Origin of the sequence: Alkalibacterium pelagium (assembly GCF_900109325.1) — a bacterium.
GTDB lineage: Bacteria > Bacillota > Bacilli > Lactobacillales > Carnobacteriaceae_A > Alkalibacterium > Alkalibacterium pelagium.
Genome location: NZ_FNZU01000002.1, coordinates 282,624 through 300,514, shown reverse-complemented (window position 1 = coordinate 300,514; position 17,891 = coordinate 282,624). Strand labels below are relative to the sequence as shown.

The window sequence follows — 17,891 nt, the reverse complement described above, 5'->3', positions numbered from 1 at the left end:
GGTTTAAAGTTTTCCACATTGCTGGAAGGCTGACACGACATGCGCGTAAAATAAAAGTCCGCTTGTCCACAGGTTACGTTTTCTCTTCACTGTTCTGGACAATATTGGAGAATATTCAACAGTTGGTTCTGTTACATTAGCTACTCCAGAAGATCATATTAATTTTTTGACGATTGTAAGACCAAGGGGTCTTTATACTCTTTTTTCCATCTTTTTGTTTTCGATCTAATCGAGAAGGATATAAAGTGGCATGATAGACAGTTAATACTTAAAAATGTCTAAAAAAGCAGTGAGTTTAATAGAAATAGTTATCCACATTTAGAGGTATGAATAATTCAGGTTGAAGAGGGATATTTATAAGTCTGGCGGAGACTTCTGAGAATTTAGTAAATCATGATACAATTACTGTAATTTACAACGAATTCTGGTAAAATAGATTAGTGAAGAAGAATAGAAGTAGGAAGGGGAAAGTCTATGAAACCATCCCAACTGATACCAATTATCCGTCGCTTGGATGCGATGCGTGAAGATCAGTCTGACGAGGTGCAGGTAAGACGTTTCGAAAGAGACGGCAAGGAGCAGTGTATCGTTAGATATGACAGCAAATCCAACATGTTCGAGCTTGAAGACCGTACAAGCCAGCAGACCTATGAGTTTGACAATATTGACTATGTTGCTGTCGAAATACTTGAACTTGTTCAACCTGCAACATCTACAGAAGATTAAGAAGTGCACAAAAGGAAGTGCTTTGTGTGCTTCCTTTTTTTTAGATAGAACCCCTATGTAAAAAAATACAGTTCAGAATAGGAGGAAGTGGATGCTTAAAAGTTTTAAACCAACGTGGATGGTCGAGTCGATATATCAGATCACTCCTGAACAGCTGAAAAATGCTGGGATCAAGGCAGTTCTGACCGATCTGGACAATACGCTCATTGCCTGGAACAATCCCGAGGCAACCGAAGAGACGATTGAATGGATCAAACTGATGAAGGAAAATGATATCGAAGTTATCATCCTTTCAAATAACACACGAAAAAGAGTAGGAAAAGTAGCTTGTATTCTTGATCTTGAATTCGTTCCGAATGCCTTGAAACCTTTTCAGCGAGGGTTCAAAAAAGCTCTTGAGGAATTTGACCTTGATAAAAGCGAAGTAATGATGGTGGGAGATCAAATCATTACGGATATAAAAGGAGCCAATCATGCAGGAATCAGAAGTGTTCTCGTTAAACCTATTCTGGACTCCGATGCCTGGAATACCCGACTGAACCGGTTCGTTGAATTGAAAATCATGAATTATCTGATTGAGAAAGACCCGGATATGAAATGGAGAGGAAGTTTACATGACAGAAATAGAACAAACTGACACGCTATATTGTATTGGCTGCGGTGCAGTGCTTCAGGATAAAGACGAATCGAAATCCGGTTATGCACCGACTAAGACACTCGAAAAAGCAGCCGAAGATGAAGCAGTCTATTGTAAGCGATGTTTTCGACTGAGACATTACAACGAGGTTCAGGATGTAGAACTGACAGACGATGATTTCCTTAATATGCTTCATGAATTAAGTCAGAAAGATGCGCTCATCGTCAACCTGGTGGACATTTTTGACTTTAATGGAAGCATTATATCAGGCATACAGAGATTTGCAGGACAAAACCCTCTGATGATCGTAGGGAATAAAGTCGATCTCCTGCCGAAGTCTTTAAAGCAGTCTAAAATGAGACAGTGGATAACTGAACAGGCCCACCTGGTCGGAATCAGACCGGATAGCGTCCATCTGATCAGCGCACTCAGCAAAGATCATGTAATGGACCTTATGGAACAAATCGAAAAAGCAAGAAAAGGGAAAGACGTCTATATTGTAGGAACGACCAATGTCGGTAAGTCCACTTTAGTAAATCAGATCATCAATCTGGCAACAGATGAATCCGATGTCGTAACGACCTCATATTTCCCTGGTACTACACTCGGTAAAATTGAAATTCCTCTCGATGACGAACGGATGCTGGTCGATACCCCTGGAGTCATTCAGCCAGGTCAGCTGTCTTATTATCTATCAGCGAAAGACATCAAGGAAATCACCCCGAGAAAAGAAATCAAGCCGAAAAGTTATCAGCTGAATGAAGAGCAGACACTTTTCATTGCCGGTCTGGCACGCTTTGATTACATCTCCGGAAATGATAAGCAGTCATTCGTCAGCTATTTTGCTAATGACTTGTATATACACAGAACGAAAACCGAGAAGGCTGATGACCTCTACTCCAGTCAGAAAGGGGAACTGCTTACTCCACCTTCTGAGGACAGTGAAATTGCCAGTATGAAGCGATATGAGTTTGTGACCTCGGGTCCCTCTGATATCGTATTCTCCGGGTTAGGATGGATTTCAATCGATCAAGCAGATACTAAAATTGCCGCATGGGCCCCTCAGGGTGTAGATGTACTGATCAGAAAGCAATTAATTTAGAAAGAAGGACAATGATGAAATTAACAGGCAAGCAGAAGCGTTTCTTAAGAGCAGAAGCGCACGATATGTCACCCCTTTTCCAGATTGGAAAAAACGGGCTGACTGTTGAAATGATAAGAGAATTTGAAGACTCTCTTGAAAATAAAGAACTGATGAAAGTCCAGCTGCTGCAGAATACTGACTGGACCACCAAAGAGGCAAAAGAGCTTATCGAAGAAGAGTCGGATATAACCGTCGTTCAGACGATAGGAAAAGTTCTGGTGCTATATAAACAGGCGGAAGAAGAAAAATATCAGCACTACTCTTCCAGACTACCAAGATAAAATTAAAGGCAGGTGTAAGCAAGTGAGTCATAACGTTTCCAGTACCATTGAACCCGAAGTGCTCACTGAACTTTTACAGTCGATTCCTGATAAAAAAATCGGCATCCTTGGAGGAAGTTTCAACCCACCTCATCTAGGTCATCTTATCATAGCAGAACATGTAAGAGATCAGCTTGACCTGGATACTATTCTGTTTATACCATCGTATGAGCCGCCTCACAAGCAGTCGAAGCAGACAATCGATCATGTGCACAGAGTTAATATGCTTGAACAATCACTTTCAGATAATGAGCAGTTTAAGATCGATCTAAGTGAAATAGAGAGGAAAGGCAAAAGTTACACATACGATACGATAAGAATACTTAAGGAGAAGCATCCTGATACAGAATTCTACTTTATCATAGGAGCGGATATGGTCGAGGATCTGCCGAACTGGTATAAAGTAGATGAACTTATTCAGCTCGTTCAGTTTGTAGCTGTCAACCGGCCCAATTATAAGACCGGTACCCATTATCCAGTGATTATGGTAGACGTGCCTGATCTGGATATCAGCTCGAGTATGATCCGCCAGAAGGTAAGAGACGGCTGTTCGATCAGGTATCTAGTCACGGCTGAAACCGAGAAGTACATCGAAAGTGAAGGACTATATAAGAATGAAAAATAACAAACCGATATATTCTCAAAACTATTGCGATCTGTCTAGGCCTGAACTTGTTGAGCTTATGGAAAAGACGCTGAGTAAAAGACGGTTCAAGCACGTTTTGAGAGTTGAAAAAACAGCTTTGAAACTAGCTGAGGCTTATAATGCTGACAAGGAGAAAGTCAGTATAGCTGCACTGGCTCATGACTATGCAAAAGAAAAACCGGATGAAGAGATGCGTGATCTGATCATTAGTGAAAACCTGGACCTGGAAATGCTTCAGTTCGGAAGCAACATCTGGCATGGGCCTGTGGGAGCAGTTCTGATGAAAAACGAGTATCACTTAGATGATGAAGAGATACAGGATGCAATAAAATACCATACCATCGGTTCGCCCCGAATGGATATCGTGGCGCAGATCATTTACATTGCAGATTTCATCGAACCTAACCGGTCGTTCAATGGTGTGGAGGATGCTCGTCAGCTTGCAAAGACCGATCTTGAATCGACTATAGCTTACATTTCCAGACACACATTAAAAAATCTGATAAAACGTAAGGCAAAAATATATCCCAAGGCAATCGAGACATACAATGCCTGGGGCGTTAAAAACAAGGAGGAGCAAGATGACCCGTTCGTCTATTGAACTTTTAGAATATGTAGTTAAAGCAGCTGATGATAAAATGGCTCAGGAAATACTGGCATTGGATATGAAAGAGGTATCACTTCTAGCAGACTATTTTGTAATTATGCACGCCAACAATAACCGTCAGCTTGATGCAATTGCCCAGAGTATACTGGAGGCAGCTGAGAAGAATCAGCAGCCAGTTAAGAGAGTGGAAGGAAAGGATCAGGGAAAATGGATCCTGATCGATCTCGGAGATGTGATCATACATCTATTCAATGAGGAAGAAAGAGAGTTCTACAAATTGGAAAGACTTTGGTCTGACGCTGAACAGGTCGATGTCAGCGGCTGGCTGAGCTAATGAGTTACAACTGGTTCGCTAAAGTGTACGATCAGCTCATGGACGATAGTCTGTATGGAAAGTGGCTGACCTATACTCAGAAACATGTATCAGAGAATCAGACAATGCTTGAGCTGGGCTGCGGAACAGGGATCCTTGGCATTATGCTCAAAGAGGCAGGCTACGATCTGACAGGTCTTGATCTGTCTGAAGAGATGCTTAGCCTGGCATATGACAGACAGACGAAAAGTAAAGTCTTTTTCCCTCTTCTTCAGAGAAATATGAAAGATCTCTCTGAGCTTCCAGAATATGACAGTGTCATCTGTTACAGTGACGCACTATGCTATATGGAAGACGAAGCATCTCTCGCCAAGGTATTTGAAGAAGTTTACTCTGTACTTTCTACTGAAGGGGTATTTTTATTTGATGTACATTCTCTTCATAAAATGGAGCTCTTTCAGGAGTTTTCCTTCCATGCCGAAGTCGATGATATCGTTTTTTTATGGGACAGCTATGAAGGGGAGCATGAAGGAGCAGTCGATCATCATCTGACGTTTTTTGTAGAGACAGAAGAGGGCCGATATGAACGATTTGAAGAAGTACATTCAGAACGTACCTACCCCATTGAAGTATATACAGAACTGCTGAAGAAGGCAGGGTTTAAAACGGTCGAAGTGACAGCTGATTTTAGTGACACAGTCGAATCAGACAGTGAACGATGGTTTTTTAAAGTTAGAAAGTAAGGTGACAGGATGAGAGTGTGCGGAATCGTTGCTGAGTACAACCCGTTTCATAATGGACACCAGTATCATCTTGAAGAAACTAGAGAAAAATTAAAAGCTGATGTAATCATTGTTGTAATGAGTGGGGATTTTCTTCAGAGAGGCGAACCGGCAATCGTCGATAAATGGTCAAGAGCCCGAGCTGCATTGATGAATGGAGCAGATATGGTTGTGGAACTGCCGACTGACTTTAGTGTTCAGCCGGCTGATTTTTTTGCTGAAGGAGCTGTATCGATCCTTAACAGTCTAGGCTGTGATCTGATCAGTTTTGGAAGTGAGGATGGAAACAGCCAGGCCTTCAGAGAAGCTGCTGACCTCTATATAGAAAATGAGGCTGAGCTGGATGACTTATTCAAGCAGGCGCATCAGCAGGAAAAGACTTATGCACGGAATTTCAGTGATGTGATCAACACCTATTTCGATCAGTTTCCACTTGATCTCACTCAACCAAACAATATGCTTGGTTTTGCTTATGCTAAAGAAATCAGAAGGAACAGGTATGATATGGCCATCGAAACTATTCCCAGAAAAAACAGCCATTATCATGATCATGAGCTTGACAGTTCTTTCAATATAGCCAGTGCGACTGCAATTAGAAGAACTCTACTTGAAAAGCGCCAACCATGTACAGCTGTCGAATCATTTGTACCGGCTGAAATGTATGATGCACTGAACAGTCAGCCGCTTATATCGTGGGAGGACCTGTTCCTTCTGCTTGATTACAGATTATCAGTGATGAGCATTGAAGAACTAAGTCAGATCTATCTCATGGAAACAGGTTTGGAGTACCGGTTGAAAGAGAAAATCAGTGATGCAGTATCAATGAGGGAATTCATCGAGGCGGTCAAGACCAAACAGTTGACCTGGGTGTCTCTGCAGCGTATCTGCTGTCATATTCTAATGAACAACACCAAACAGAATATGATTATGTCAGAAAAGGAAATTGAAGCTGTACGTTTACTTGGATTTACGGAAGCAGGTCGAGATTATATAGGTAGGCATAAAAAAGAATGGTCGGTCAATTTGGTTTCCAATCTTCATAAAAGAACTGCGGTCAATTTTGAGCAGGATATCAAGGCGGGACATATTTATCGTCTGGCTGATAAAGAGCGAATACGTCAACAAGATTTTTATACTAAACCTATTAATTTTATTGACATTAATACGCTAAACTAGTATAATTATTTTTGTTGTCCAAGTACAAGGTATATCCTCTAGGTTCTCAGCAGTGACTGCTTATTTCCTAGCAGAACTTAACGACAAACACTGAGGTGAAGTCATTGAAAACTAAATGGGCACTAAACGAATTAAAAAAATATCAGGACCAGCCATTAATAATGGATGGGACAGTCGATTTCTCAGAATCACTGAAGAAAAGAGATAAAGAAGTCCTTGATGCTGAGCCAATACAGATTAAAGGAACTTTGGAAAATGAAAAAGATGAAGTCTACTATGTTAACCTCGTACTCGATACGGTTCTCACAATGCCTTCGTCACGATCACTCGAACCGGTTAAGGTTCAGTTGACGATCCCATTTTCTGAAATATATCTGCCGGCACTGTCATCTGTATCACCGGAATCATTTACAGAAGATGAACTGGTCGAGGAATTATCTGAAGATATTCTTGATTTACAGAAACCGATAGAAGATACTATTTTAACTAATAAACCTACTCAGGTTTTTACAGAGGACGAGCGTCAATCAGGCATAATGCCTAGTGGGAAAGACTGGCATGTGATCGACGAGGAAGACCATGACGATCATCCGGGATTGGCTGATGATGGTGAGGGAGATCCCCGATTTGCCGCATTGAAAGATCTGTTCAAAGAGGACAATGAGTAGTATATGAATCAGGAATCGAATCCTTTTAAGGAGGTGTGTTGGAAAATGGCAGTACCTAAAAGAAGAACATCTACTAGCAGAAAAGCAAAAAGACGTACTCATATCAAATTGGACCTTCCAAACATGAGTGATTGTCCAAACTGTGGTGAAGTGAAACGTAATCACCACGTATGCCCATCTTGCGGATTTTACGCAGGTAAAGAGGTAGTAAGCAAAGAAAGTTAATCGTGGAATACACGATCGACTTAATATAGAGTATAGGAAAAAGCGTTTATGGGTGAACTCATGAACGCTTTTTTCTGATAGTTAATCGTAAGAATGGATAGGAAGTGGACATCATTGATGGTTCAGTCGATTTGATTATAATAGCATTTTACCTTTTGCCAGTTATCATCCTGCTGTTTTCCAAAAAAATAAATCGGCAGTTCAGGCTGGTTAATATTCCTGTCAAAGTAGTGGATCTACTCATCCCTTATATGCTGATCTTATTATTTTTTCTAGGGAGACTTTACTTTGAAATCAATCTCATTCCGTACATTATTATTGTTCTGTCGTTAATGGGGATTGTTATCGCTACATTCAGAACTTTTGTCAAAGAGGAATTGAATCTTTACTTTTTCTTCAGGATATGGTGGAGATATGTGTTCCTGATTCTTCTTACTGGTTACCTGACAATAGGCATCATCATAGCTTATCAGGCCTTTAGTTAAGTATGAATTTAATTAAATTTTTAAAGCATCCGAGAGTTTGACGGCAGTCAGATATCCTGGGTGCTTTTTTTTCAGTTTTTTTTTACAATTGTATTTTATTTCTATAATGATGTGGTAGAAAGTGGGGCATTGTGGTAGACTTAGCCTTATAAGTGGGGAGAGGGGGCAGTGAAATGTTATTAGGCGAATATAAGCATAATATTGATGCAAAAGGTCGGCTGATCATCCCATCCAAGTTCCGAGAGGATCTGGGAGAGCGTTTCATTGTGACCCGTGGCCTGGATGGCTGCCTTTTTGGCTATCCCATGCAGGAATGGACACTGCTGGAGAATAAATTAAAGCAACTTCCCCTAGCCAAAAAAGAATCAAGAACCTTCACGCGTTTTCTTTATTCAGCTGCAACTGAATGTTCACTGGATAAACAAGGGCGTATCAACCTTCCGAGCCCGCTGATCAATCATGCAGCGCTGGAAAAGACCTGCTATATCATTGGTGTTTCAGACAGGATCGAAATCTGGAGTGAAGAGAAGTGGGAAGTATTTTCTCAAGATGCTGACCAGTCTTTTGAAGAAATAGCGGAGGAAATGATTGACTTCGGCTTTTAGTAACGGAGGATAAAAATGACACAATTTGAACATGAAACAGTTTTACTGAACGAGACCGTCGACGGTCTGAATATACGTCCAGACGGCGTCTACGTTGACTGTACGCTGGGCGGAGCCGGACACTCGTCCCTTATATTAGAAAGACTTGATGAAAGAGGGCATTTATACTCTTTTGATCAGGATATTACGGCAATCAATAATGCAGCAGAATTACTAAAGGAAGAGGTGGATAAAGGGAAAATCACGTTTGTCCACACTAACTTCCGAAATATTACTTCAGCTTTAAATGAACTAGGTGTGCATAAGGTAGACGGAATCATGTATGACCTTGGTGTCTCGTCACCTCAACTGGACATCACTGAACGAGGGTTCAGTTACCACAAAGATGCACGCCTTGACATGCGAATGGATCAGTCACAAGACTTAAGTGCTCATGATATTGTCAATACTTGGGAGTACAGCGACTTAGTCAGAATATTTTTCAGGTATGGGGAGGAAAAATTCTCCAAACAGATCGCGAGACTGATTGAATCGACAAGAAAAGACAGACCTATAAATACAACTCAGGAACTGGTTGAGCTGATTAAAGAAGCGATTCCGGCGCCGGCAAGAAGAAAAGGCGGGCACCCTGCAAAACGCATCTTCCAGGCCCTCAGAATAGCTGTCAATGATGAGCTAGGCGCACTCGAAGACTCGCTCGAAGCAGCAATCGATCTTTTGAATATCAATGGACGGATCAGCGTCATTACCTTTCATTCTCTGGAAGACCGAATAGTCAAGCAGATGTTTAAGAGTTACTCCAAGCTGCCGGATCTTCCTAGAGGACTCCCGGTCATCCCTGATCACGAGCAGCCGGTACTTAAGCTGATTAACAGGAAGCCGATTGTTCCTGGCGATGAGGAACTAGCTGATAATAACCGGTCTCGAAGTGCAAAACTGAGAATCGTAGAAAAACAGAGAATCAACTGAACAGATAAAGCGGTATATTGAAGAAAGGAGTATTGATCACATGATGAATGATAACTTAGCAAGACAGTATGAAATGAATCAACAGCCCCTGCAGCAACCTGATATCAATCAGGAACCCGAGAAGGTAAGAGAACCCAGTCCGAAGGCAAAAGGACTGACGCGGCTTGAATCTGCAGTCATAAGCTTTTTTGGTGCTGTGCTATTCGGTTTGGCAGTTGTACATATTGCATTATCTATGCAGGTATCTACGATCAATCGTTCGATTCAGGATATCCAGTCTCAGGCAGTCGTTACTCAGATTGAAAACGAAAATTTTGAACAGAAAGTCCAGGAATTGTCCAGATATGACAGAGTTTATTCCATTGCTATTGAAAACGGTCTGGAAATGAACGAAGAGCAAATCAGGAATGTATTCAGATGAAGCAGTTAAGAAAAAAAGTAAAAGAGACCAACCCTTTTCGTAACAGAAAAATGATTGCTATTTTTATGTATACAATCTGCTTTGTTCTCTTTGCTTCAATTTTTATGAGATTTACCTGGATCATGGTCAGGGGAGAAGTGAACGGGGAAGATCTGCATTTAAATGTAGAAAAATTATATACCCGTAACAATGTACTTCAGGCTCGCAGAGGAACAATATTCGACAGAAATGGTAATCCGATAGCAACGGATGCAACGACCTACAAGATGGTAGCCATCCTTACTGATGAATGGTCATCTCCAAGTAGGCCACAGCATATTGAAGACCCTAAAGCTGTTGCAGAAATACTTGCTGCCCATCTGTCACTGGATGAGGCCGAGGTATATACCCGGCTGACTCAGGACAGTAAGCAAGTCGAGTTCGGAAATGCTGGAAGCAATCTGACTTTTGAAACAATGAGTGCGATAAGAGATGAGCTCGCAGAAAATGAACTGACCGGAATAACCTTTGATGAGAGCAGAAGCCGTCTGTATCCTAATGGTACATTTGCCTCACATACGATCGGGCTGGCTCAAGTCACAGATGAAAGTGATGACCAGCTTCATGGAGTCATGGGTCTGGAAAAACAGTACGATGATCATTTGAGTGGTGAAAATGGATGGATCAAATATCAGCGGGACCGTTTTGGTTATGTGATTCCCGACCAGGAAATCGAGGAAGTGGATCCAGTCAACGGCAAAGATCTTAATCTGACTATAGACCGTCGCATGCAGATTTTTCTTGAAAGCATTGTGGAAGAAGTAAATCAGGCACATCAGCCCGAATACATCACGGCGAACCTGATGAATGCAAAAACTGGAGAAATATTGGCTACGTCTCAACGTCCTACCTTCAATGCGACTACAAAGGCAGGAATTGATCAGTCCTGGCAGAATCTTCTGGTCGAATATACATTCGAACCAGGATCGACTTTGAAAGCAATGACGCTGGCTGCTTCGATTCAGGAAGGGACCTTCAGACCCTACGAATATTATCGCTCTGGACAAATCCAGGCAGGTGGAGGAACGATCAGAGATGTCAGACGTGAGGGATGGGGAACAATTACTCATCTTGAAGGACTGGCCCGTTCCAGTAACGTATCATTTGTTCATCAAGTAGAAGAGATGGGTCATGATAAGTGGAAAAGTTACTTGGATGCCTTCGGTTTCGGCACACAAACTGGAATAAACCTGCCCAATGAAGCTAACGGGAGCAATCCTTATGAGTGGCCGTTACAAAAAATCAATACTGCCTTTGGTCAGGGAATTGCAGTAACCCCTGTTCAGATGCTGAGAGCCTTTTCTGCTCTTACTAACGGCGGGACAATGGTAGAGCCTCACATTGTATCAGAACAGACAGAGGTTTCAGAACAAGAGCAGATCATTACACCTGAAACGGCGGCTCAGACACTGCAGTATCTTAAAGAAACAGTCTATAGTGAACATGGGACTGCAAGAGGGTACCAGATCGATGGCTTTGAAATTGCAGCTAAAACCGGGACTGCTCAAATTGCCGATCCGGAAACTGGCCGCTATCTAAGTGGATCAAACAATAATATCTTTTCAGTGGTCGGAATGGCTCCAGCTGATGATCCGGAGTTGATTCTCTATGTGACTGTTCAGCAACCCGAACTGAATACAATCACTCACGGCAGCCAGGCTGTTCAGAAAATATTCAATCCTGTCATGAAAAGGGCTCTGGAATATTATTCGGCCGATAGCGAAATGAATAGTGAGAAAACCTACGCAACTGACATGCCGGATCTTGTAGAAGAACCTACTCAAGATGCTGTTGATTACCTGGCAGAAAACAATTATTCCTACAGCCTAATCGGCTCTGGCGAACGAGTTGTTCAACAGTATCCAAGACAGGAGATGCATGTAGATGAGACACAACGAGTATTGCTTCTGACAAATGGTGCAATGACTCTGCCGGACCTTACTGGCTGGTCAAGAAATGATTTGTATAGACTTGCAGAACTCACCGGGATAGCACTCACAGTAGAAGGTGAAGGTTTTGTGACGGAACAGAACATGTCTGCCGGGTCATTTATTGAAACTGGAACTGAAATAGTGGTACAATTAGCTTCGAATCAAGAATGACATAGGAGTGGACAAGAAAAGTGGATAGTGTGTATTTGGTAATGGCGTTGGTACTCAGTGGATTGATAGCTGCCTCCCTGATGCCGACTGTAATCAGTTATTTCAAAAAAAAGCAGTTGGGACAGACAACCAGAGAAGAAGGACCTTCCTGGCATGAATCAAAGTCAGGCACACCTACAATGGGGGGCCTTTCGATTCTCATCTCTGTGGTTCTGTCCTCATTAATTTTCTCAGTGTTTATTGATGGAGAGTTCTGGCTGACAGCCTTATTGGTATTCATCTTTATCGTATTTGCCCTTATTGGGTTTGTGGATGATTATATTAAAGTTGTTATGAAAAGAAATCTAGGCCTTACAAGTCTTCAAAAACTCTTAGCTCAAATCGCTGGTGCAGTATTGTTCTATTTCGGTGTCAGCAGTCTGATCCCCATTCAGACCATCAGTTTACCTTTTAACTTAAGTGTATCGATCGGGTGGGTTTATATCTTCTTTGTCTTATTCTGGCTGGTGGGGTTTTCAAATGCGACTAATCTGACAGACGGAATCGATGGACTGCTTGCAACAACCGGAATGATTGCTTATGGTGCTTATACTATTATTGCCGTATGGCAGGAACAGTGGGAAGTTGCCGTCTTTACTGCAGCAGTTGTGGGCGCGCTTATTGGGTTCTTTATTTTCAATAAAAAACCGGCAAAAGTGTTCATGGGAGACGTCGGATCACTTGCTCTTGGCGCAGGACTCGCAGGCGCATCGATCATCCTTGATCAGGAATGGACATTGCTGATCATCGGTCTGGTGTTTGTCATCGAGACTGCAAGCGTGATGCTGCAAGTAGGGTCGTTTAAATTAAGAGGAAAACGAATCTTTAAAATGAGCCCGATTCATCATCACTTTGAAATGAGCGGGTGGGGCGAATGGAAAATTGTTATTATTTTTTCTATTATCACACTGATCACTAGTATACTGGCATTGATAAGTATATAAAAAACCGGAACTGGTAGTAGTTATCTACTTCCAGTTTTTTTCATAGCTGAATAAGAGAAGAATCAGAGACTGAATATGTGTTAAGGAGAATAGTCATGTGCAATCAAACGGAGTATAAAAACAAGAAGGTGCTGATTTTAGGACTGGCTGTCAGTGGATACAGTGCAGCAAAAGTTCTTAGAGAACTTGGCGCACATGTCACCGTGAATGATTACAAAGATATCGACACCAGTGATGAAGCTAAAGATCTCAGATCCATGGGTATAACGGTTGTTTCAGGAGGACATCCGCTGTCATTGCTAGATCAGGAGATAGATCTGCTCGTTAAAAATCCGGGCATTCCTTATTCCAATCCATTACTGAAAGAGGCTGTCAAAAGAGACATCCCTATCATTACTGACGTGGAGGTAGCTTATACAATATCACCATCTTCCCTAGTAGCGATTACAGGAACAAATGGAAAAACGACGACCACCAAGATGATCGAATCCCTTCTGGAATCTGAAGCAGGAGATGGACATATTTATTCTGTTGGGAATATCGGAACCCCTTCAACAACTGTCGCCTTACATTCTAAACCGGAGGATACACTTGTTATGGAGGTATCCAGTTTTCAGCTTATGGGAACACGAACATTCCGTCCAAATATTGCAGTTATCACCAATATTCACTCTGCTCATCTGGATTACCATGGGTCTCGAGAAGAATATGTTGGAGCTAAAATGGCCATTACTAAAAATCAGCAAGCTGAAGACTACCTTATCTATAATCATGACCAGCTTGAACTGACAAATCTTGTTCTTTCAGCGAGTGAAGCCCAGCTGATTCCTTTTTCCCGCAAGACCAGATTAGAAAAGGGGGTCTATCTTGATGATGGGATTATCTACTTTAATGACGAAAAAATTATGGATAGTTCAAATATCGTTCTACCCGGCAAACATAATCTGGAAAATGCACTGGCAGCTATAGCGGTTGCGAAATTGTACAGGATCAGTAATCAGGCGATCGAGAAAGTGCTCAGTCATTTCCATGGGGTTCCTCATCGGATGCAGTTTGTAGATGAAATCAGCGAGCGGCGGTTTTATAATGACTCCAAAGCAACGAATTCTTTGGCCACAATTAATGCCCTTGAAGGATTCAAGGAAAAAGTGATTCTGCTTGCGGGCGGGCTTGATCGTGAAGACGACTTGGATAATCTTATTCCTTCTTTCAGAAATCACGTCAAGGCATTGTTTACTTTTGGAGAAACTAAAAGTAAGTTGCTGGAAGTAGGAAAGAAAGCCGGTATCAGCGAGCAGGCTGCTTTCGAGACATTATCAGAGGCAGTGTATAAAGCATTTGAGATTAGTGATGAAAAAGATGTGATCTTGCTGTCTCCTTCTTGTGCAAGCTGGGATGCTTATGCTAATTTCGAAGCAAGGGGTCAGGATTACATCGATACGATCAGTAAAATAAAAGTCAATGATGAAAAAGGGGAGTAAGCACCCAATAGTGTGCATAATTTATGAAAATTTTAGTAACTGGTGGCGGTACCGGTGGCCATATCTATCCGGCCCTTGCGCTGATCAAGCGAATGAAAGCAATAAATGACGATATCGAATTCTTGTATGTCGGGACACATAGAGGACTTGAAAGTACGATTGTCCCGAATCATTCCATCCCGTTCAAAGCATTAAAGGTAGAGGGTTTTAAGCGGAAACTTGATTTTGAAGGATTGAAGTATAATCTGAAAACTATTGGATATTTTATCCAGTCTATTAAACGGTCTAAAAAAATAATTGCCGAATTTTCACCTGATGCGGTTATTGGGACTGGCGGTTACGTCAGTGCTCCTGTATGCTATGCTGCAGCTAAAAAAGGAATACCGACAGTGATCCATGAGCAGAACAGCGTGGCAGGTATCACTAATAAGTTTCTGGCCCGCTATGTATCAGCTATAGCAATCTGCTTTAAGGATGCAGAGAATCAGTTTAAAGGACAGGAAGAGAAGGTTGTCTTTACAGGCAATCCGAGAGCCCAGGAAGTTGCAGATATTCAAGCGAACGATAGCTTGAAGAGGTTTGGACTGGATCCGAAACAACTAACTGTCCTGATTTTTGGCGGAAGCAGAGGAGCAGCTGCCATCAATAATACAGTGATCGATCATTGTCAGGCATTGGTCGAAGCTGATTACCAAGTTCTGTTTGTAACAGGTAGAGAGCACTTTGAAGCCCTGTCTTCAAAGTGGAAAGACAGCTGTGGTTCTGAAAACGATCAGTCTAAAATCAGCATAGTCCCTTACATTGAAGACTTGCCAAGCGTCTTTGCATCGGTTTCATTAGTGGTGTCAAGAAGTGGAGCAACTACCCTGGCAGAACTGACAGCCCTTGGTGTTCCAAGTATACTGATCCCAAGTCCTAATGTGACTGAAGATCATCAGACTAAGAATGCTAGAAGTCTATCTGAAGCAGGAGCAGCAGAACTTATTCGTGAAGATGAACTGAGCAGCAGTAGATTTATTGAAACAGTAAATCAGCTTATGTCGGATGTAGATATGAGAAATGATATGGCAGCTAAAGCTAAACAGCTCGGAGTGCCTGATGCATCTGACAAGATTATTCATCTGTTGATGACACTTATGAACGGTTAAGAGTTTTTAGGAGAAGTGACTATGTCAAAAAAAGAGGGATTAGAGGAAACAGCCGAAAATAGTCAGACAGAGGCAGTTTCTTCAGGTCATGCAGGAAGCAGAAAAAGACTTTACTGGAAATGGTCCGGCTTGATGCTGGTGTTTACATTGGCTATACTTGCGTCACTTTATACAGTCAGTACGTATAGTGAGGTAAAAGATGTATCGGTTGAAGGGACCACTGAAGTCTACGATCAGGAAGTATTCAATTATAGTTCAATTGCTATAGGGGATTCTGTTTTAGGTACGTACTTTGGAAGAGAAGAGATCGAAACCAGAATTGTTGAAGAAATCCCTCAAGTTTCTGGTGCAGAATTGAACGTGACCGGGCTGCAGTCAGTGACGCTCACCATCAGTGAATTCGAGACAGTGGCTTTTCTTCAGACGGATGATCAGTATCAGAAAATACTTGAGAATGGTGTGATTCTAGATGAAACATTGCCTCGGATCACCTCCAGCCAGCCAATACTATTGAGTTTCAGACAAGGAGAAGCACTCGATCGTATGCTTGAAACCTATGAAGAAGTAGATGAACAGGTGCAGTCATTAATATCTGAAATAGAGCACCTGGATGACAGCCGGAACCCCATGCTTGTCAGGGCATTCATGAACGATGGAAATGAAGTGCTTGCCTCGATTCCGACATTTGCAGAACGGTTGAACTATTATCTACAGATGAGAGAAACAGTTGATGAACAAGGCGTGTTCGACCTGGAAGCCGGTGCTTACTTCATCCCATATGACTCAGAGGAATATGAAGCCTATGAAGATGATAATGAGCATGGAGATATGGACCAGAGTGATGAGTAATTTATCTGTATTAATATGTGAGAAGTCTCATCCCTTGGGTGAGGCTTTTTAATTTAGAAAATCTGGAGATTCAAGCATCTGGACTGTTACACAAAAGTAATTCAAATATACTGATAAATCAATAAATGGGCTTCATTATACACGCAAGTTTATGGTAGAATGATATGTATCAATAGTTAAAATCAAAACAGCGTGTTTGAAATTGATTATTGAAGAATGGGAGGTTTCAATAAAGTGAAGGATGGAATTTATTCAAGTTTAGATATTGGAACCACTTCAATAAAAGTCATTGTTTCTGAAGTGTTAAATGGCAAGATGAATGTTATTGGAGTTGGCAGTGAAAAATCTAATGGAATCAATAAAGGATTAATAATAGATATTGACGAAACAGCACTGTCTATAACAAAAGCAGTTAAACAGGCAGAAGAAAAATCTGGAATACAGATCGGTTCACTGATCGTAGGAGTACCTGCCACTAATATTGAAATCAATCCTTTTCACGTGACCGTTTCAAATGAAAATGCATCACAGGAAATTAACGATTCATTACTCAAAAAAATTATAGAGCAAGTTAGAACAAAAAAAACACCGTCCGATAAGACGCTTCTATCAGTAATGGTTGAAGAATTTTTAGTTGATGGGTTCGACGGAATAAAAGACCCACGAAAAATGGTTGGAGACCAAGTAGAACTTTACGGGACCCTCCTGGCAACATCGAAAACGGTCCTGCATAATGTCAAAAAAAGTGTCAACAATGCAGGGTACACCATTAGTGATCTGATTTTTCAGCCTGAAGCAATGGCTGGACTGATCATGTCAGAAGATGAACGGCGGTTCGGTACCATTCAGATCGATCTGGGCGGGGGGCAGACTTCTGCATCCGCAGTCCATGACGAACAAGTTAAATATGCAACAATCGTTCAGGAGGGTGGAGAAAACATCACGAAAGATATCTCCGTTGTTCTGAACACATCATTGAAAAATGCCGAGAAGCTTAAGAGAGAAGTCGGCTATGCGTATAGTAAGCTGACTGATGAAAGAGATCAGACCCTTTCAATCGATGTTGTTGGTCAAGAGGGAACAGTAGATGTCAAAGAATCGTACATCGCTGAAATCATTGAAGCCAGACTGGCTCAAATATTTGAAAAAATCCAGATTGAACTGGATGACATTGGTGCATTCGATCTTCCAGGTGGAATCATTCTGACAGGAGGCACAGCTGCCATTCCCGGAGTGAAAGAACTGGCGGAGGACATTTTTGAAGTGAATGTCAAAACGTACATACCAGATTTCATGGGCGTTCGTTATCCTTCTTTCTCAAATGCCATTGCACTCGTGTACACGAAAGCACATATGGATGAACTGACTAAGCTGTTGAATGCCATTGTTCTGAACAGTGAATACATTCAGACGACAGATCAGCCTGCCGAAAAACTGCCGGCTGTGTCCAATAAGCAATCTAAAGTCAGCAGCGATCAAAGTAATGCTTCTAGTGAGTCATTTATTGATAAAATAAAATCAATCTTTTCGAGTTTTTTTGATTAAATTGGATAAGGTTATACAGG

Annotated in this window: 21 protein-coding genes; all 21 read left to right on the top strand. The window is 41.6% G+C overall.

Features of this window, described 5'->3' with window-relative positions; genetic code table 11:
* Positions 1-474: 474 nt before the first annotated feature.
* The 21 genes from BMX79_RS03155 (at position 475) to ftsA (ending at position 17,871) form a co-directional block, all read left to right on the top strand.
* Positions 475-726 (top strand): YkuJ family protein, encoded by a 252-nt coding sequence (locus BMX79_RS03155; RefSeq protein ID WP_091479027.1) that lies wholly within the window; start codon positions 475-477, stop codon positions 724-726.
* Positions 727-817: 91 nt separating this feature from the next.
* Entirely contained in the window at positions 818-1,363 is a 546-nt protein-coding gene (locus tag BMX79_RS03150) for a YqeG family HAD IIIA-type phosphatase (RefSeq protein ID WP_091479026.1), read from the top strand.
* On the top strand, positions 1,341-2,465 hold the full coding sequence (gene yqeH / locus BMX79_RS03145; RefSeq protein WP_091479024.1) for a ribosome biogenesis GTPase YqeH: 1,125 nt from the start codon (positions 1,341-1,343) through the stop codon (positions 2,463-2,465). Before BMX79_RS03150 ends, yqeH begins: the two co-directional genes overlap by 23 nt.
* An 11-nt stretch (positions 2,466-2,476) precedes the next feature.
* The gene (gene yhbY / locus BMX79_RS03140) at positions 2,477-2,788 is read left to right on the top strand and encodes a ribosome assembly RNA-binding protein YhbY (protein ID WP_091479023.1); all 312 of its coding nucleotides are present in this window, start codon (positions 2,477-2,479) and stop codon (positions 2,786-2,788) included.
* Between the two features lie 22 nt (positions 2,789-2,810).
* Positions 2,811-3,452 (top strand): nicotinate-nucleotide adenylyltransferase, encoded by a 642-nt coding sequence (locus BMX79_RS03135; RefSeq protein WP_091479021.1) that lies wholly within the window; start codon positions 2,811-2,813, stop codon positions 3,450-3,452.
* Positions 3,442-4,074: a bis(5'-nucleosyl)-tetraphosphatase (symmetrical) YqeK gene (yqeK, locus tag BMX79_RS03130; protein ID WP_091479020.1), complete on the top strand. Its 633-nt coding sequence runs from the start codon at positions 3,442-3,444 to the stop codon at positions 4,072-4,074. The genes BMX79_RS03135 and yqeK overlap by 11 nt, the downstream gene beginning before the upstream one ends.
* Entirely contained in the window at positions 4,055-4,414 is a 360-nt protein-coding gene (rsfS, locus tag BMX79_RS03125; protein ID WP_091479018.1) for a ribosome silencing factor, read from the top strand. Before yqeK ends, rsfS begins: the two co-directional genes overlap by 20 nt.
* Positions 4,414-5,136 carry a class I SAM-dependent DNA methyltransferase gene (locus BMX79_RS03120; protein ID WP_091479017.1) on the top strand — a complete coding sequence of 241 codons (723 nt, stop codon included), beginning with the start codon at positions 4,414-4,416 and terminating at the stop codon, positions 5,134-5,136. The genes rsfS and BMX79_RS03120 overlap by 1 nt, the downstream gene beginning before the upstream one ends.
* A gap of 15 nt (positions 5,137-5,151) precedes the next feature.
* Entirely contained in the window at positions 5,152-6,351 is a 1,200-nt protein-coding gene (locus BMX79_RS03115) for a nucleotidyltransferase (protein WP_170230939.1), read from the top strand.
* A 104-nt stretch (positions 6,352-6,455) separates the two neighbouring features.
* Complete coding sequence (locus BMX79_RS03110; RefSeq protein ID WP_091479014.1) at positions 6,456-7,019, top strand: YceD family protein; 564 nt, start codon at positions 6,456-6,458, stop codon at positions 7,017-7,019.
* Positions 7,020-7,022: 3 nt separating this feature from the next.
* Positions 7,023-7,244 carry a 50S ribosomal protein L32 gene (gene rpmF, locus BMX79_RS03105; protein WP_373419236.1) on the top strand — a complete coding sequence of 74 codons (222 nt, stop codon included), beginning with the start codon at positions 7,023-7,025 and terminating at the stop codon, positions 7,242-7,244.
* 104 nt (positions 7,245-7,348) lie between these two features.
* Complete coding sequence (locus BMX79_RS03100) at positions 7,349-7,729, top strand: DUF3397 family protein (RefSeq protein ID WP_091479012.1); 381 nt, start codon at positions 7,349-7,351, stop codon at positions 7,727-7,729.
* Between the two features lie 173 nt (positions 7,730-7,902).
* Positions 7,903-8,334: a division/cell wall cluster transcriptional repressor MraZ gene (gene mraZ, locus BMX79_RS03095; RefSeq protein ID WP_091479011.1), complete on the top strand. Its 432-nt coding sequence runs from the start codon at positions 7,903-7,905 to the stop codon at positions 8,332-8,334.
* 15 nt (positions 8,335-8,349) lie between these two features.
* The gene (rsmH, locus tag BMX79_RS03090) at positions 8,350-9,303 is read left to right on the top strand and encodes a 16S rRNA (cytosine(1402)-N(4))-methyltransferase RsmH (RefSeq protein WP_091479009.1); all 954 of its coding nucleotides are present in this window, start codon (positions 8,350-8,352) and stop codon (positions 9,301-9,303) included.
* Positions 9,304-9,343: 40 nt separating this feature from the next.
* Positions 9,344-9,724 carry a cell division protein FtsL gene (gene ftsL / locus BMX79_RS03085; RefSeq protein ID WP_091479008.1) on the top strand — a complete coding sequence of 127 codons (381 nt, stop codon included), beginning with the start codon at positions 9,344-9,346 and terminating at the stop codon, positions 9,722-9,724.
* On the top strand, positions 9,721-11,865 hold the full coding sequence (locus tag BMX79_RS03080) for a penicillin-binding transpeptidase domain-containing protein (RefSeq protein ID WP_091479006.1): 2,145 nt from the start codon (positions 9,721-9,723) through the stop codon (positions 11,863-11,865). Before ftsL ends, BMX79_RS03080 begins: the two co-directional genes overlap by 4 nt.
* Positions 11,866-11,885: 20 nt before the next feature.
* The gene (gene mraY, locus BMX79_RS03075; RefSeq protein WP_444826248.1) at positions 11,886-12,848 is read left to right on the top strand and encodes a phospho-N-acetylmuramoyl-pentapeptide-transferase; all 963 of its coding nucleotides are present in this window, start codon (positions 11,886-11,888) and stop codon (positions 12,846-12,848) included.
* Between the two features lie 95 nt (positions 12,849-12,943).
* The gene (murD, locus tag BMX79_RS03070; RefSeq protein ID WP_091479002.1) at positions 12,944-14,329 is read left to right on the top strand and encodes a UDP-N-acetylmuramoyl-L-alanine--D-glutamate ligase; all 1,386 of its coding nucleotides are present in this window, start codon (positions 12,944-12,946) and stop codon (positions 14,327-14,329) included.
* Positions 14,330-14,352: 23 nt separating this feature from the next.
* On the top strand, positions 14,353-15,477 hold the full coding sequence (gene murG / locus BMX79_RS03065; RefSeq protein WP_091479000.1) for an undecaprenyldiphospho-muramoylpentapeptide beta-N-acetylglucosaminyltransferase: 1,125 nt from the start codon (positions 14,353-14,355) through the stop codon (positions 15,475-15,477).
* A gap of 21 nt (positions 15,478-15,498) precedes the next feature.
* On the top strand, positions 15,499-16,326 hold the full coding sequence (locus BMX79_RS03060) for a cell division protein FtsQ/DivIB (protein WP_091478998.1): 828 nt from the start codon (positions 15,499-15,501) through the stop codon (positions 16,324-16,326).
* 234 nt (positions 16,327-16,560) lie between these two features.
* The gene (ftsA, locus tag BMX79_RS03055; RefSeq protein ID WP_091478996.1) at positions 16,561-17,871 is read left to right on the top strand and encodes a cell division protein FtsA; all 1,311 of its coding nucleotides are present in this window, start codon (positions 16,561-16,563) and stop codon (positions 17,869-17,871) included.
* Positions 17,872-17,891: the final 20 nt, after the last annotated feature.

What these genes read in the sequence shown, in the direction of transcription:
- BMX79_RS03155 (WP_091479027.1), top strand. Translation starts at nt 475, where the DNA reads ATGAAACCATCCCAACTGATACCAATTATCCGTCGCTTGGATGCGATG.
- BMX79_RS03150 (WP_091479026.1), top strand. Translation starts at nt 818, where the DNA reads ATGCTTAAAAGTTTTAAACCAACGTGGATGGTCGAGTCGATATATCAG.
- yqeH (WP_091479024.1), top strand. Translation starts at nt 1,341, where the DNA reads ATGACAGAAATAGAACAAACTGACACGCTATATTGTATTGGCTGCGGT.
- yhbY (WP_091479023.1), top strand. Translation starts at nt 2,477, where the DNA reads ATGATGAAATTAACAGGCAAGCAGAAGCGTTTCTTAAGAGCAGAAGCG.
- yqeK (WP_091479020.1), top strand. Translation starts at nt 3,442, where the DNA reads ATGAAAAATAACAAACCGATATATTCTCAAAACTATTGCGATCTGTCT.
- rsfS (WP_091479018.1), top strand. Translation starts at nt 4,055, where the DNA reads ATGACCCGTTCGTCTATTGAACTTTTAGAATATGTAGTTAAAGCAGCT.
- BMX79_RS03120 (WP_091479017.1), top strand. Translation starts at nt 4,414, where the DNA reads ATGAGTTACAACTGGTTCGCTAAAGTGTACGATCAGCTCATGGACGAT.
- rpmF (WP_373419236.1), top strand. Translation starts at nt 7,023, where the DNA reads ATGAATCAGGAATCGAATCCTTTTAAGGAGGTGTGTTGGAAAATGGCA.
- mraZ (WP_091479011.1), top strand. Translation starts at nt 7,903, where the DNA reads ATGTTATTAGGCGAATATAAGCATAATATTGATGCAAAAGGTCGGCTG.
- rsmH (WP_091479009.1), top strand. Translation starts at nt 8,350, where the DNA reads ATGACACAATTTGAACATGAAACAGTTTTACTGAACGAGACCGTCGAC.
- ftsL (WP_091479008.1), top strand. Translation starts at nt 9,344, where the DNA reads ATGATGAATGATAACTTAGCAAGACAGTATGAAATGAATCAACAGCCC.
- BMX79_RS03080 (WP_091479006.1), top strand. Translation starts at nt 9,721, where the DNA reads ATGAAGCAGTTAAGAAAAAAAGTAAAAGAGACCAACCCTTTTCGTAAC.
- murD (WP_091479002.1), top strand. Translation starts at nt 12,944, where the DNA reads ATGTGCAATCAAACGGAGTATAAAAACAAGAAGGTGCTGATTTTAGGA.
- murG (WP_091479000.1), top strand. Translation starts at nt 14,353, where the DNA reads ATGAAAATTTTAGTAACTGGTGGCGGTACCGGTGGCCATATCTATCCG.
- BMX79_RS03060 (WP_091478998.1), top strand. Translation starts at nt 15,499, where the DNA reads ATGTCAAAAAAAGAGGGATTAGAGGAAACAGCCGAAAATAGTCAGACA.